Consider the following 14,631-nt stretch of genomic DNA (forward strand, 5'->3'; position numbering starts at 1 on the left):
TTACTACATAAACGACACCCCGACTAAAATGTTGGATCTTCCAATCACTCGGTTTGCATGCATAATTACCAATTTACGGCTCATACTACCGTAAGGAAATGATTGAAGGAGTGACAACATGAGATTAAAAAGCATTATTGCCTTTGGAACGGTGTTAACTTGCTCCACACTGTTGTGGGGCTGTGGCAATGCCAATATGAACCATGCTTCCGAGCAGCAGGATACTGTACAATCCGAAAGCTGGAGGGATCCCAAACGACTGGAGGCTTCCCACCTAGAGGCACTGGAACGGATGGAAAAGGATCACATCCACCGCATGGTTTCAATGAATGCGAGCTTGGATGGAGATAAAGTCATGACCACACTGGAACGGTCGACCCAAAAGCTGGAGGAAATGAGACCGCTCGCTGAAATGCTTCAACACGAAGGGCATCCAACGCTACTACAGCGGATTCAGGAGATGGCAGGAGATATCCAAAACTCGAAACAAGTGGTTGCTGAGATGAAAAAACTGCCTCAGGACGGTAAAATTAAGATCCAATCCGAAAACTCTGATTCCTTACACCACATCGCCAGTTTTCGCGATTACCACCAGTACATGCAAGAGAAAATCCAGACTTTGAACAAAGCGAAGTCAGCCACACATTAATCTGACGTTGCTCATACCAATGCCTAAACAAAACAACCATAGTTAGATGGGAAAGTTTAATTCCTATCTAACTATTTTCTTGTGAAGAGGTATTATTGTATCCGGCTGCGATCCAGGCGATCTTCTCTGTCGGCTTCCTCCATTTTACGAATATATTGCTTCAGTTCTTCTTTATGAGCTTCAAGTTCTGTCATCTTAGCAGAAGCCCCCTCCATAAAAGACTGCATCTTATGTGTCAGTTCTGTTGCGGATGTACCAATCCAGTCTTGCTGCAAACGGTCATGAATGGAGCGCATTTTCTTTTCCTGCTGCATAAGCCGTTGCTGCAACTGCTCACATTGCTGAACAGCCCTTCTTAAATCCGACAAGGATACGGATATTCTGCCCATTGTCCATTTCCTCCTGTTATTCCTTCTATGTAAAGTTGAATTAATGTTGGTCCGCGAGTACAAAATCCTCTCTTTTACGTTCGATATACTCCGCAATTTCGCTGATGGATTCCTGATACCAACGATTAATTGCTTGCAGTGTTGCTGTTGCGTTGTACGCAATGGGCGTAAAAGACTGACTTTCGCTCGTGGATATATGTGTCTGAAACATCTGAATTGAAGCCTGAGCATCACTGGAGAAGCCACTTAAACTTAACCTCATCTCCCGAGCAGCCTGTGCTAACTCTTCCGGTGTTAATTGAATCTTGCCGCCCATTCCACTGACATTTCCTGTAGCCGCTGCGATCAACGGAGGAACAATGCCTGACATCAAATTGGAGAACGTGGCTAATGCTTCCTGATGGGCCGTCCATCTTGGAGAAATATCAATGGTTTCCCCTGTGCTCCGGTCAATTAGCGGGCCTTTCAGATTTCCATTCTCATCAAACTCATATTGATCCATGGAATGATATCCCTTGCCTTCGTCCTTCGAGAATGAATCAAAAAATCTCATAATATCACCTACATGAAGCTTGTCCAGATCCACACCTATTCTTACATCATGAACTAACATGGGTGAGCCTACGCCCAGGGGTTGAAAAGGAACCTTTAACTGAAACTGAAATTTCCAATTCTGATACATCGCATTAGCGGTGTCAAAGTCCTGACCTTTATACACGGTACTTCCTACGTGCCTGTCATATTCACTTATTCCGCCAGCCCCTACAGAATCATTCGGATGAACCACGTTAACCATTTTGTTATCAAAATGACCCTCATTCACTTTGGCTAAGCTTACATCATCCAGAAGATTCGTTACGCTTGGAGCACTATATGTCATGCCAGACACATCCTGACGAGCAGCTACATATTGAGCCAAACCGCCACCCAGGGAATGACCCGTCAATGAAATGTCTGAATCAGGATACGCCACCTTCACTGCTTCATACAATTCCTCAGCTTGGTGAAACTGATTATTTTCCCAATCCATATTATCCTTCATCAGCTTGAAGGGACTATTTTTAAATATATTATGGCGTTCTGGATCCGTGATTGCATCCTCAAGCCTTCTGGTTCTGCCACCTACCACATCGAAGGCATCTGTCTCCCAATCCGCAAGTTTATCCAAAAAGTTACCCTGTGGTTCGGTTCCGCGATAACCAATGACAATCTGATCCGTTAAATCATTCTTTAATACAACAGCATCGAAACCGGACCTTCTATGTAATTCGGCACCTTCAGGCTCAATGACTTGCCATTTTGCTGAATCCAGTGTATCGGGATAGTCACCTTCCTTTAAATCAAGATAAGCCAGTTCCGAAATATCTTTATACGTTTTATCAGTGATATAAGTGTCCATAGCTCTCCTTTGTTTTACTGTTCTAAAGAGTTGAGTTAAAACCAGTATATAGTGTCCGTTTGGAACTTAATTTTTCTTTTGTTTAAGCAGTGCTTTGGGGACAATTGCTGTTTGGACTTCAAACGTATCATAATCAATAAGAATAGAGATTTCCGTGTCTTTGTCGTCTTGGACATGCCCGCTTAGACTAACATTGTGACTAAGGTCTTTTGGCATGAATTTATGATCTGTAAACTCCACTTCCGTATTGTATTGATCTATAAAATACTGTTGACCAATTTCTGTGGCCTGTTCGATGATTTTGTCTTGATTGGGCATAGAATTGCATCCTCCAAGGATAAGTAATAGAAGTATAGATATCATAGACATACATTTAAGCCTTTTATAAATCTTCTTCACCCCCTAGATATGTGAACTTATTCCAAAAGAAGTAGAATCATTATAGTGTATCTTCGGTGTAACTTGTATATAACAACTGAAAAATGAGCAAAAAGTCTTTATCCCCCATAGGCAGTGGAAGCGAGACTCATTCAAGTACCTAGGCAGTTGTTACCAGAAATAACCTCACACTTTTGCGTGTATATGATTATTCCCACCCGCTGACCTCGCTTTTAAATGCTAATCCTCCAAGGGTATTTCCCCTCATCTTCCATCGTTCATTCCACCCACAAGGAGACCCATATAAATATGCTGAATAACACAACTGGCATAAGTGCCCCAGTGGCTAACATGATCCAAAGTGTTGCTGGCTTTACATTCTGGAAGTATTGATCAAACCAGTGAAATCGTTCTTTCCGCCATTTGGCAAACTTGAGTTGCCTAATCATATGTTTTAACATTTTATGACGCTGCTTTCCTTCCTCCACTTCTTCCAGCGCACGTCGCAACTCGTCATACAAACGGGCCTCTTCCTGCTCGGCCACTGTGCTTGTCGTCATTTTGCATTCCCTCCCTTACTTAATTAACACGGTAACGACTCCAGAGTTTGAAATTTTATAGGGAAATGAACATAAGACTACTCACGTTCCACAATCATCTTCGCCAATCCCTGATCTAAAGTTATTTCTGAGAACGGGGCTCCCCTCCGAAGTCCGGATCAAGCCACAAGAGGATAACAAAAAGCGGTCCTCTTGCATGACCAGCGTCAGGTCGGAGAACCGCTATAATGTACCGTTTGATCCTTTTCGGACGAATTAAACATCGCATTGTGTTACAACGACTACATTAGCCCATGTTTTCGATCAACGCATTCAAGCACACCGCACCCTGTGCACGCACGTTAACCACAATAATTGGCGTATCCAGCATGCCGTGCATCCAGGACATATACTCCTCAACCTTGTCGTTGGGAAGAATCGTCAGAATGACGCCTGCGAATCCACCGCCGTGTATACGACAAGCGCCATCACCCAGCTTTTGCAGATAATTTTCAGTTAATGCCAGCGCGATGCCAATCTCCTGTTCCTTCACCGAACCGTTCTGATATACATTCTGGAGCCACTTCCAGGAAGAGTTGCCCGACGCCGTAATCAGTTTCAGGAAATCAGCAAAACGCCCCTCGCGCAGCGCCTGCACCTGACCATCCACCCGATTGTTTTCCTCCAGGAAATGCAATGCACGCAGCACGGCGCGATCCCCAGCCGATTCACGAACCTGCTTGAGATTAGCGTAAATCGCCTCGGCTGTAATTTCCCGGACATATTCGCTGCCCAGCGCTTTAGCAACCGCTCTCATCTCATAAGGAACAGCAGCGTAGTCTTCTGTCAGATCCGCATGGTTCCCACCTGTGTTTACAATAACCAGTGAGTACCCGTTTTGTTGGAAATCCCATTGTACAGGTTCGATGACAGGCTCCGCTGGATTTTCAAAATCAATCGCAATCAGCCCACCATAGGCACAAGCCATCTGATCCAGCAGACCGGACGGTTTATTCCAATAGTTGTTTTCCGCATACTGACCAATCTTGGACATGACCACCACATCTAATCTGCCCTCATTGTAGAAATGATTCAGAATCGTACAGATCAGCATCTCGAACGATGCCGACGAGCTCAGCCCGGACGCCGAGAACACGTTACTGGAGATGTACGCCTGGAATCCGCCTACTTTGTATCCAAACTCTCCAAATCCAGCAGCCATACCACGAATCAGCGCCGTTGTGCCATCGTCTTCTGTCTTCGGTGCCAGATCTGTGAGATCGATTAAATATTTCTGGTCATAGCCTTCTGAATAAAAGGTAATTACCGAATCCGTCGTTGGCGCAGCCACTGCAATCGTATCCAGTGTAATACTGCCCGCCAACACCTTGCCATGGTTATGGTCTGTGTGGTTGCCCCCAATTTCGCTGCGTCCAGCCGCACTGAATAACTTGCTGCCCTCTTGTACGCCAAAATACTGTTCGAATGATTCATTGAGCTTCGTGTAACGTGCCGTGTGCTCTTCCAGTTGCTGCTGACCATACATTTGTACAAGCAACGTTTGGCCTGGAGTGGATTGAATCAGTTCCAGTGGTTGTGTAGTCATTAATAATCCTCCTATGGAAATAAAGCATTTATTTTTCTATTGTGTATGATGATCGACTCGGGGAACGGTTCATGCCCGTTTATCTCCCATTATCTCAGCTTCGTTTCGGAAAAGGTAGGGCAGAATTGAAAGTTTGTAAGCGTTTTTTGAAGACATTCTTATTTTTTTATTCAACAGGTTTAACTTCAATCTGATCAACAATAAATTCATTGTCGGCTTTATCAAAGGTATACGTGATATTGAAGTCACACACATATGTAGGAGATATACCAATAGAGCCGGGAAGACTTAATTTTATTTTGTGATTCTCCAATGTATAAATAACAACACCGCCGAAAACAAGCTCATCTTGATGGTAGTCTGGTGCTGGATCAAAATCATAATTGAAGTTATCTACTTGCCCTTGTGAATTCACTGTAATCGCTAGTGTACCATCATCATTTTTAGAAACACGCGATTCAATATGCTCAGCAACAATATCCTCATAACGCTGTACTTTAATTTCCGATAAGCTATCGGAGTTAACGACATGAATTTCATAGATATCCAAGCCTGTCCCTCGTCCAACCTGAATGATTATTATAGCCTCTTCCTTACCATCACCGGTAAGATCGGTATAAAATAACTGCGGCTCCGTTCCCGAATGATGAGAAATGCTCCAATCAAAATCTTTTGCGCGCCCATTTATATCTAGAGTTACTCTTTCAATTGCATCTTGCGTTTCCTTAACTGCATAAAGTTTTACTTGTTCATCCTCAGAAGATCCGATTAATTTCAATTTTGAGTTTGTCTCTTGTTCTGGCTTCGTTGATACCTGTTTAGTCGGAGACTCGCCCGTTCCTGATGGACAGTACCTAACGATTCAGTTTGGCATCCTGCAAGAAGAACTGCACTTAACAACATAAATGAAGCTATTTCTTTTATCAAATTCATGTCCCCCTTTCATCTAATTAGCTAAAATTAATCCAATGAATTCAACTGAATTGTTACCTTCCTCGTTTCTCGATCATTGGCATCAAACCAGTCTTTAAGTACGTTATATTCGCTTGTTTCTAATGCTGCTATTTCAATCGTGAAATGGATATTGTCTATCCAATCATAAGAGATGATAGGCCAGGTCGGTTTCAACATGAATGTTTCTTCAAAATCAGTTGATGCATATGGGATGATTTCTAATTTTTTGAGATCCACGGAAACAAGGATATGTCTCTTGACCAGACCACCTTCATCATAAGCATACCGAATCAATACCTGCTGATAATCAGAAGAAAGTTTATAATCTTGTAAAATGCCCTCAGGCATCGGCAAGCTATGTGTCCCTCTAGCATCAATTTTCACCAAAAGGGTAGAGCATGCTTTGGTTCCACAGCCATACTTTAGCATCGAATATGTTTCCGAAGAAGGCACCTTCAATACCTCCACATGTGTACGATCTATTTCAGTTTGGAAGTCCCGTTCGTTCATAAGGTAGCGCTTATACTCTGGGACGTCGTTAAGAGATAATTGTAGGGTTGCTTCTTCATTCATGATATCAATGATATTGGGTAATGATGAAGCTTGGTTAGGCAAGCCTGGGGAGTTGACGTCGTTTCCCATTTTCGTCTGATATGCGGAAGATTCTAACCTATCAAACCATATTGTAATTACCGCTGAAGTAACGAGTATTACAAACAGTAGCAAAAAGAACCTTTTCTTTTTCATAGCACTCCTCTTTCGCGCATGGTTTCGATCCAGAATCAAATGGATTATACTACAAAGATATCCATTTTTGGTGTCGGAGCGGTTTCAATGTTGTTTCATGTGAAAACCCATTTTTGAGGTTAAGAGGTGAATCTATGAACGTTATTCTAAACAAAGAACCAGATAAACGTCGTATGAACGTAGCCATGCTTATGTATCTCATACTAATGATTTTATTTTATGGCATTTATATTTCCTTGGAATCGGATCGAATAGTTCAATCACAGCAGTGGACTTCTGGTGGTTTCATAAGCGAACAAGGTATTGAGTCAAATGGGAAGATGGACGTCAATCACTGAATCACTGTTTCTCGTTCTGTTCGTACTGGTAATGATCATCATGATTACGCGGTATAGAAGAAATGTAAGAAAATTGATCCCTTTTGCCTTATGGAATGTCGCTTTGTTTGTTGGGGTAGGGGCGTTCAGTTTGGTTGGTTCACAAATGACGTCAATGTCCGTTGGCAACCTGGTGCAACCAATCATCGTACCCGCTTTTCTATTGGCTGCGTTGTTCATATATGTGGTTTGGGGATTAAGAAAACTTGGATAATGTGTGTGAGGCGATTATAAACGCTCAAAAACTTTGGTTGTTTTCTCCATAGATATCTGGAGTGCAGCCAAAGTTTTTTTACATCTTATCTTAGAATCGGATCGATTAATGCACACTTAAACGTATCGCAAATTCCTCCTTGACTGTTACGTCAGGTCATACTTGATAATAAACTCAAGCTTACCTGAAGGAGAGATTAATGGTGAAGATTACCGCGTTACGCTCAGATAAAATTTATGAAGAGATCATTCAGGCTGCACCTGATGAAAAATTGGAGTTATACCGCAAGTACATGATGAGTCCATTCATGAACAAATGGAACATTCAACAGATTCCGTTTCGATCTTATGAGCCTCACGGCTTCGACGTGATCATGATGAATAACTTTATGAATATCGCTCCAGCAGATATCACACCTGAGATTAACGAATCGTTAGCAGCGATTTCGTCTGAAGCATTTTGGCAACAGTGTCATGAAGCTGTTCGTACGAGTCTATCCACCTTTACGGAGGATGGGATTGAATATCCGTTTCCGAATATCTGTACACCATTTTGTTAGGGGATAAGAACAGCCCGACGTTACAGATGAATGAAGGCATATGTGGAGATGGCGGTATTCCCGGTTATATTATTGCTAACCTGATCCCCAATAGGTATACTCTACCTCGTATCCAATCCGTGTTAGCTCATGAATGCAATCATAATGTAAGGTACCAGCATATTCAGTGGGATCCACATGTTACGCTTGGAGAAATGATTATAGGCGAGGGGTTGGCCGAGAGCTTTGCGACGTCCCTATATGGAGAAGATTTGCTAGGCCCTTGGGTAGCTAAAACGGATATGGAAACATTGAATACCCTAATCAAACCGAAGATGAAAGACCAGCTGCATGTCACAGGTTTTGACCAGATTAATCCGTATTTATACGGCGATGAACTTGCGAGAATGCAAAGTTTCACTCCCGTAGGTATGCCCTACGCGGCTGGCTATGCCTGCGGTTATCATTTAATCCAATATTATCTGAACAAAACAGGTACACCGATTACCGAAGCAACCATCACTCCGGCAAGTATCATCCTTGCTGAAACAAAGGACTTTTGGAATGAAGACACCCTATTTCACCGTTAAAGATATCATGCAGATTACTGGCGTAACCAAACGCGCATTACATTATTACGATAAAACGGATCTATTGAAACCGAGCAAAGTCGAGGACAATGGCTATCGGTATTACAATCAAGAGGCACTGAGGAATCTGCAAGTGATTCTCTTGTTCAAAGAAATGAATTTCTCATTGAAAGACATTGCAGCCATGATGCAAATCTCCAAAAATGAACAAAAAGATATCCTAAGAGAGCACCGCAGCACACTCGTTCAACAAAAACAAAAGCTCGAAACCATCATCGATCAGTTGGACGAGTATGTAGATGGAACTGATATCTCTCATCTTAATCTGTTTGGCGATTCTCCCATTCCGTCCATTCAAGAGCAATATGAATCCGAGGCGAAGTTCATCTACGGAGATACCGAGAAATATCATGAATTTGAAGCCAATGTGAACCAACTCGCGGAAGAACAACAACAAGCCTACCAGCAGTTCTCGGTCAACATGGAGCAGGTATTTCGTGAGCTGGCGAAGCATCAGGATCTGTCCCCTGCTTCTGGTGAGGTGCAATCGTTAGTGCGTGAATGGATGAGTTGTCTGGAACAGTTCATGGTCTGTGATGCTGAGATTTTGAGATGTATCGCGGAAGCCTATACGACGGATCGTCGCTATGCTGGTTATTTCGATCAGTTTGGCGATGCGGAATTCTTGGAATTTTTGTATCGGGCGATTGTGGTTTTTGTGGAGAGTGAGGAAGTATAGAACTAGCGTTGTGTGGGTGGGAAATTACGCAAAGAACACAAAACAAAAAAACGTACCTCCATCACCCAACGTTATGTGGTGTAGGTACGCTTTTTCGGTTGTTCACACGTTCACCTGAATGAATTAATTAATTATTTCTTCTTTTTAACTTACGAGCATTTAAAATTACCTTATAACCTTATCCTTCTGTTTCACCATTCGTTGCTGCTGAACCTCATCCAGATATTGCGTGAATCGGGATTCACCAGAGTAGCTCAGGAACAGCCATTCCAAGGCTCGTGTCATACCGATGTAGAAACGGGACACCTCCCGTTCATCCATTCCATCTGTTTTTCCCACCTTACGTGGCATCGTTTCAATGGCAATGATAAACACAGCCCTGAAATCAAGCCCTTTAGCGCTATCGATGGTTAACATTTGAATGCTTTCCTCTTCGCGATCAAAACTCTTCTTGCTCTGTTCATCTTTGGTCACCCAATTATACGGAAGACTGTTATCGTTTAGAGCTTGCTGAATCTCACCAATAATGTTAATTCCTTGATGTTCCTGTACCCTATACAAGATTGCAATATCTTTCAGGGCAAACGATTTTTCCCGGCGCAGATAGTCAATCGACTTGGCTACAAACGCCATCTCCTCCTGCGTGCTTTGGCTTCGATAGATAAGAGGCTCTGGTCCTTTGCGTTTTGTGAACTGAGGCGGTATAATCTCGATTCCGTCTGCCGCAGTGCTAATGACTTTGTGCTGTAACCTGGAGTGTTCCTTGTAAAAATCCCACGCAAATTGCACGATCTGTGCCGTGTTCCTATAATTGATCGTCAGAATTTTGGAGCGGCCACGGAAGTCCAGTCCCGTATCTTGGGCCAAACTTTTTTTTCGTTTGAAAATCGTTTGCGCCCGATCCTCCACAAGCAAGAGGGACTGCGTCTCCTCATTGAGACAAGCACTCACCAACTTCAACCAATCCGGTTCGAAATCCTGACCCTCGTCAATCAATATTGCATCATATTTCGGTAACTCTTGTATGCCCTGCTCCATCTTCTCCAGCAAGGCTGGCAACTTCTTGTCCATAATCCGAAACTGCTTTCCGAGCCACGAATGGAACGTACTCACCTGAATATTGGATCCAAGCGTAGAAACCCCATCATTATCTACAATATCAAGTAAATCCTCAGGCTCTTCCATCTTCTGCACAATGGCCTGCCTCAAATATTGGGACAAAGTTGAGCCATAGCATAGTACAAGAATGTTCCAGTCTGGATTGGCCTTCGCCAGCATCCGCGCCCGACTGACAAGCACCAGCGTTTTACCACTCCCCGCAACGCCGCGGATTAAGCGGTGCTTGTCTCCAACCTGCTTCGCCATCTTTTCCTGATGCAGATCCATCGTCTTGATATTGTGCAAGGATAACAGTAACTGGTCCTGATGAGGTACGATTTCTTTGCGCTCCGCACTAATCCGCACTTCGGGGAACAGATGGTAACGAATTGCTTGTATATCGTCATGGGTCAAGCTATATCGGTTCCGGGTAGGCACCGTAAACATGTGCAGAAGCTTCTCAATCAGGATTTCTTCCGAGAAATCTTCATCCTCCGGATTGACCTCTTCTCTGGTCAGCACAAACACCGGATCAATAACACTGTATAAATCCATATGTAGAAAGTCCTTTTGCTTCAACCGGGCAAAAACAACACCATACCCATAATTGAATTTTAAATATCCTGGCGTTCCCTCTTTGATCAGATTCTTATCCTTCTTCAATTGATCCGCTATGAGGAATGCATAACCTCTTGCTTGCTTCAGTGGACTCGGTTCAGTAATCGTCTCACCTGTCGTACTGTGTAAAATCCATTCATCCCGGTTCACCTGATGCAATGTTCCTTTGGTATAATCCTTCACTTCAAGGACAAGCAAGCCCAGATCTGGCCCGATAATAACGAAATCCGGTCGCCTTCCGCGAATATCAGGTTCATAGTACACGATGTAGTCTTCAGGGAGATGTTTCTTTAAAGTCTCAAACAATAATCTTTCTCCTGCAGTCGCTTTCTTTGGAATAACTTCTGGTACTGTATTTGCCATACAAACCGCTCCTAGTTCTAGTTATATCTATAATTACTCTATAGACATTATCCACTAAAAAACCACAATTTTCCACAATGATTTTATATATGGATCTTTTCTCGAAACAGTATTCGGTGCAAACGAATCTATCTGGCGCTAAAGCAAAAAGAGAGACTCCGAAGTTCAGAGCCACTCTTTTGTTAAATATGGGAAACTAAACTCATTTCCAGTTGTTATATACTAATAAGTACCAATTCCAACTTCTGCTTACTTTTTCAGCTACCCAACTAACAATTACTTTACCGAGAGCCAGAAAGGTTGTCTATTTATGAAAAAATTAATCACTAAGTTAGCCTCTGTACTAGGTTACGGTCTTTTAATTGCACTGGCCATTTTTTTCCTCATAGCTCTTATTGCCATTATAATTCTGGCTATTTATGAATTTAAAAACTAGATTGATAAGCAAATGAATCGTTATGAATCGATCAAAAACAGTTAAAGGTGCAACAAAGCAGAGTCTTATCAGCTTCGGTGCACCTTATATTTAAAAACATATCCTATTCTTTATAGTAAGTGATTACCCCGCTCAAAATACGCATGCAACCGATACAGACAAATCTCCTTCGTCCAGCGATATAGCAGCGCCTGTTCCTCCGAATCTTTCACCTGCACATCCAGCGAAAACACCCCAGCCTCGAAACGAGTCATACTGCCCTTCGCCCCGCTCCACTTGGACATCGGCATATCAACAATCAGCTTCTCTATTTCAGATGCTGTCCTCTCATTCCACTCCCAGAGCGCAAGCTTGTCCTTGTCTGAAAAGTCCTTCCGTTTCCGGTATTCCTTCTCTGTCAGATACGTATGGAAAATTTTCGCCATCTCCCCCGGTGTCACTGGGTCCATCCAGTGCACTTCGCCTCGCTCCAGCATGTACAGCAGCACGATCATCTTGTAGCTTTTGTTCATGAGTGTCTTCTCCACATCACGCAGCCACGCCTCATGCCGGACGTACACCTCTCCCTCAGTCGGGGACAGCAGCTCCGCCCAATAGAGAAATCCAACATAGGAGCCAAATTCGTTCCGGTACCCGATACTCTTCGAACGTCCCATCAAATGCAGCTCCAGATACGTCGGAATACGCCCAGCTCTCGCTTCACATTCAGAAAATCCTGATGCAGCTTCTCACGGCGCGGCAGCCGTTTGCGGCTTAGCTCCTGAAGCAGATTCACCACTCGGGTCTCCAGATGAATCCCACAGTTAGCCGGAACTTCCGGCACAACCGAATCTCGGTCTTTCCCGGTTTCCCCAGCTCCCAGCGCACATCCAGCAAACTCAGCTTCACATCCGCATTGCGGTAATTCCCGATCAGATCGATGATCACACAATGCGATTTCCCCTCTGCCAGCCGCAGACCGCGCCCTACCTGCTGGGTAAACACGGTGAGTGACTCCGTTGGACGCACAAAGAGAAGCGTGTCCACACGCGGTATATCCGTTCCTTCATTGAATAGATCCACCGTCAACACAACCTCCAGCTCACCCGCATCAAGCTGGCGAATGGCTTCCTCCCGCGACATCTCCGATGTGCGCGAATGCAGACTGAGCACCTTCACGCCCTGACTGCGAAAATACGCAGCCAAATAGTCCGCCTGCCGGATCGACGAGCAAAAGCCAATCGTTCTCGTCTGCTTGTGCCGCCGCCAAGCTTCATAAATGGTCTCCACATGCTCCTCTTGCAACTGAACAGCCATGAGCTGTTCTTCATCATACTTCGTACCGATCCAGCGGATCTGCGAATAGTCCGTATCGTCGAATACTCCGTAATATTGAAATGGCGCCAGCCAACCTCGCCGGATCGCTTCAATAAAATGCATCTGGTAAGCCACATTCCCATCACAGAGCGCATACACATCCTTGCCATCCAGCCGATCCGGGGTAGCCGTGATGCCCAGAAGGAACTTAGGCTGGAAATGCTCAATCACCGACATATACGTCTTCGCTGCCGCATGATGGAACTCATCCACCACGATCAGATCAAAGGCATCCACCGCAAATCCATCCCGGTGCTTCTGCATACTCAGCGTAAAGATCGAAGCATACACACAATCTGCCGCCCCATCCTTATACTGTCCGTTATATATCCCATGACTGCGCTCTGGCATAATCCGTTGAAAAGACTTCTTCGCCTGGAACAGAATCTCTTCCCGATGCGCCACAAACAACACCCGCTGGAACCGTTGGGCGAAGAAACCCGCCAGATACGTTTTGCCAAGCCCGGTCGCCATGACGACCATCGCTTTGTCGTACTGCTCCTCCATCGTGCCATGGAGTGCTTCGAGGGCATCCAACTGAGCCAAACGCGGCTGGATCGGCGCAAGCGAGAGCTCGGCGGAGGTTTCTTCATCATTTTCCTCCGGTAGCCCCGTACCGAACTCCGCTTCTTCCATCTCCATGATCCGCTGGATCATCTCCGGGTTCTTCTGGTGATATTTGAGGTACTCTTCCTCATACAGCGCAATCGAATCCAGGTTCACCGGCAAGGTTGTCTCGTGGTAGAAGCTCTGCATGAACTTGTCCAAAGCTGACTGGAACGTATACGGCTCCGCCTCCGCATTCATCGCCAGATTCCATTCATACCCTGTCTTCAGGGCCGTGAACGAAAAGTTGGACGAGCCAACGATCAGCAGCCCTTCCCCATTGTCATGATCGAACAGATACGCTTTCGGGTGAAAAGAAGTGCCCATACTTCGCCACAAACGTGTCTCAATTCGTGGATCAACCTCACAGAGCGCACGCAAACCTTCCGGCTGTGTGATATACAGATAATCTCCTGCGAGCATCCGTACTTCTGCCCCACGTTCTGCCGCCCGTTTTAAGTGCGGGGCCAGCAGTCTCACCCCGGACTGCATAATAAAGGAAGTCATAATATAAATCCCGGACGCATGCTGCATCCGGGAAATGAGTTCGTCTGCCAAGTTATCTGTAATGAGTTTAACGTTAAGCTTCGTCGACATCGATCAGATACACCCGTTCCTGGAATCCACCGCGCTCCTCGGCCTTGTCCGCCCGCAGCTTATCCAACTGTGCTGCATTCGCTCCATGCACCTCCGCCAGCGCCCGGATCACCTCCAGCATGTCAGCCAGTTCTTCTAGGGCTTCCTGATCACTCGCTGCATTTACGTACTCATCCGATTCTTCTTGCAGCTTCGTTCTTAGTTCTTGCTTATACTCCTCCAGGTCCAGAATGCGTGTACGGCATTCCTTACCGCTGGATGTGATAATATGCGGAATCTTGTCCCGCACCAATTTGTTGTATGTAGGCATGTGGTATAACATCCTTTCTGCTATGAGAGCCTTCAAGCCTCGCGCCAGAATCTCCCTTTTTGCCATTATACCATTTGCTATGGGGAGGGATGGGTTGATTTTGTAAAGTGGTTGGGATGGAATGAGGA

General features: G+C 44.7%; 12 protein-coding genes and 2 pseudogenes. 4 read left to right on the plus strand and 10 right to left on the minus strand.

Annotation, left to right across the window (positions count from 1 at the left end; translation table 11 throughout):
* The first annotated feature begins 118 nt into the window (after positions 1-118).
* Positions 119-649: a hypothetical protein gene (locus ACTWJ7_RS30350; protein ID WP_079349938.1), complete on the plus strand. Its 531-nt coding sequence runs from the start codon at positions 119-121 to the stop codon at positions 647-649.
* A gap of 92 nt (positions 650-741) precedes the next feature.
* Here the strand turns inward: ACTWJ7_RS30350 and ACTWJ7_RS30355 are convergent, their stop codons facing one another.
* The 7 genes from ACTWJ7_RS30355 to ACTWJ7_RS30385 form a co-directional block, all read right to left on the minus strand.
* Entirely contained in the window at positions 742-1,038 is a 297-nt protein-coding gene (locus ACTWJ7_RS30355; protein ID WP_079349939.1) for a WXG100 family type VII secretion target, read from the minus strand.
* Positions 1,039-1,078: 40 nt separating this feature from the next.
* Entirely contained in the window at positions 1,079-2,437 is a 1,359-nt protein-coding gene (locus ACTWJ7_RS30360) for a lipase family protein (protein ID WP_301880731.1), read from the minus strand.
* A 66-nt stretch (positions 2,438-2,503) separates the two neighbouring features.
* Positions 2,504-2,755, minus strand: coding sequence for a hypothetical protein (locus ACTWJ7_RS30365; RefSeq protein ID WP_301880732.1), 252 nt, complete (start codon positions 2,753-2,755; stop codon positions 2,504-2,506).
* Positions 2,756-3,093: 338 nt separating this feature from the next.
* The gene (locus tag ACTWJ7_RS30370) at positions 3,094-3,375 is read right to left on the minus strand and encodes a hypothetical protein (RefSeq protein ID WP_301880733.1); all 282 of its coding nucleotides are present in this window, start codon (positions 3,373-3,375) and stop codon (positions 3,094-3,096) included.
* A 286-nt stretch (positions 3,376-3,661) separates the two neighbouring features.
* Positions 3,662-4,960, minus strand: a complete 1,299-nt coding sequence (locus ACTWJ7_RS30375; RefSeq protein WP_301880734.1) for a galactokinase — start codon at positions 4,958-4,960, stop codon at positions 3,662-3,664.
* A 166-nt stretch (positions 4,961-5,126) separates the two neighbouring features.
* Positions 5,127-5,738 (minus strand): hypothetical protein, encoded by a 612-nt coding sequence (locus ACTWJ7_RS30380; RefSeq protein ID WP_443146179.1) that lies wholly within the window; start codon positions 5,736-5,738, stop codon positions 5,127-5,129.
* Positions 5,739-5,920: 182 nt separating this feature from the next.
* Positions 5,921-6,661 (minus strand): hypothetical protein, encoded by a 741-nt coding sequence (locus tag ACTWJ7_RS30385; RefSeq protein WP_301880736.1) that lies wholly within the window; start codon positions 6,659-6,661, stop codon positions 5,921-5,923.
* A 312-nt stretch (positions 6,662-6,973) separates the two neighbouring features.
* On the opposite strand from ACTWJ7_RS30385, the gene ACTWJ7_RS30390 reads away from it, so the two are divergent.
* From ACTWJ7_RS30390 to ACTWJ7_RS30400, 3 genes and pseudogenes are all read left to right on the plus strand, one after another.
* Positions 6,974-7,252 (plus strand): hypothetical protein, encoded by a 279-nt coding sequence (locus tag ACTWJ7_RS30390; protein ID WP_301880737.1) that lies wholly within the window; start codon positions 6,974-6,976, stop codon positions 7,250-7,252.
* Positions 7,253-7,454: 202 nt separating this feature from the next.
* Positions 7,455-8,380, plus strand: a pseudogene (locus tag ACTWJ7_RS30395) (DUF2268 domain-containing protein).
* A complete protein-coding gene (locus tag ACTWJ7_RS30400; RefSeq protein WP_301880738.1) occupies positions 8,355-9,119 on the plus strand; it encodes a MerR family transcriptional regulator in 765 nt (254 codons plus the stop codon). Before ACTWJ7_RS30395 ends, ACTWJ7_RS30400 begins: the two are co-directional and overlap by 26 nt.
* A gap of 165 nt (positions 9,120-9,284) precedes the next feature.
* Here the strand turns inward: ACTWJ7_RS30400 and ACTWJ7_RS30405 are convergent, their stop codons facing one another.
* The 3 genes and pseudogenes from ACTWJ7_RS30405 to ACTWJ7_RS30415 all read right to left on the minus strand — a co-directional run bounded on the left by ACTWJ7_RS30405 (position 9,285) and on the right by ACTWJ7_RS30415 (position 14,503).
* Entirely contained in the window at positions 9,285-11,198 is a 1,914-nt protein-coding gene (locus ACTWJ7_RS30405) for a 3'-5' exonuclease (RefSeq protein WP_301880739.1), read from the minus strand.
* A gap of 546 nt (positions 11,199-11,744) precedes the next feature.
* Positions 11,745-14,193: pseudogene (locus ACTWJ7_RS30410) on the minus strand (DEAD/DEAH box helicase family protein).
* On the minus strand, positions 14,177-14,503 hold the full coding sequence (locus ACTWJ7_RS30415; RefSeq protein ID WP_301880742.1) for a nucleoside triphosphate pyrophosphohydrolase: 327 nt from the start codon (positions 14,501-14,503) through the stop codon (positions 14,177-14,179). The pseudogene ACTWJ7_RS30410 and the gene ACTWJ7_RS30415 overlap by 17 nt, the downstream one beginning before the upstream one ends.
* Positions 14,504-14,631: the final 128 nt, after the last annotated feature.

The organism is Paenibacillus sp. 1A_MP2 (genome assembly GCF_052244825.1).
GTDB lineage: Bacteria > Bacillota > Bacilli > Paenibacillales > Paenibacillaceae > Paenibacillus > Paenibacillus vandeheii.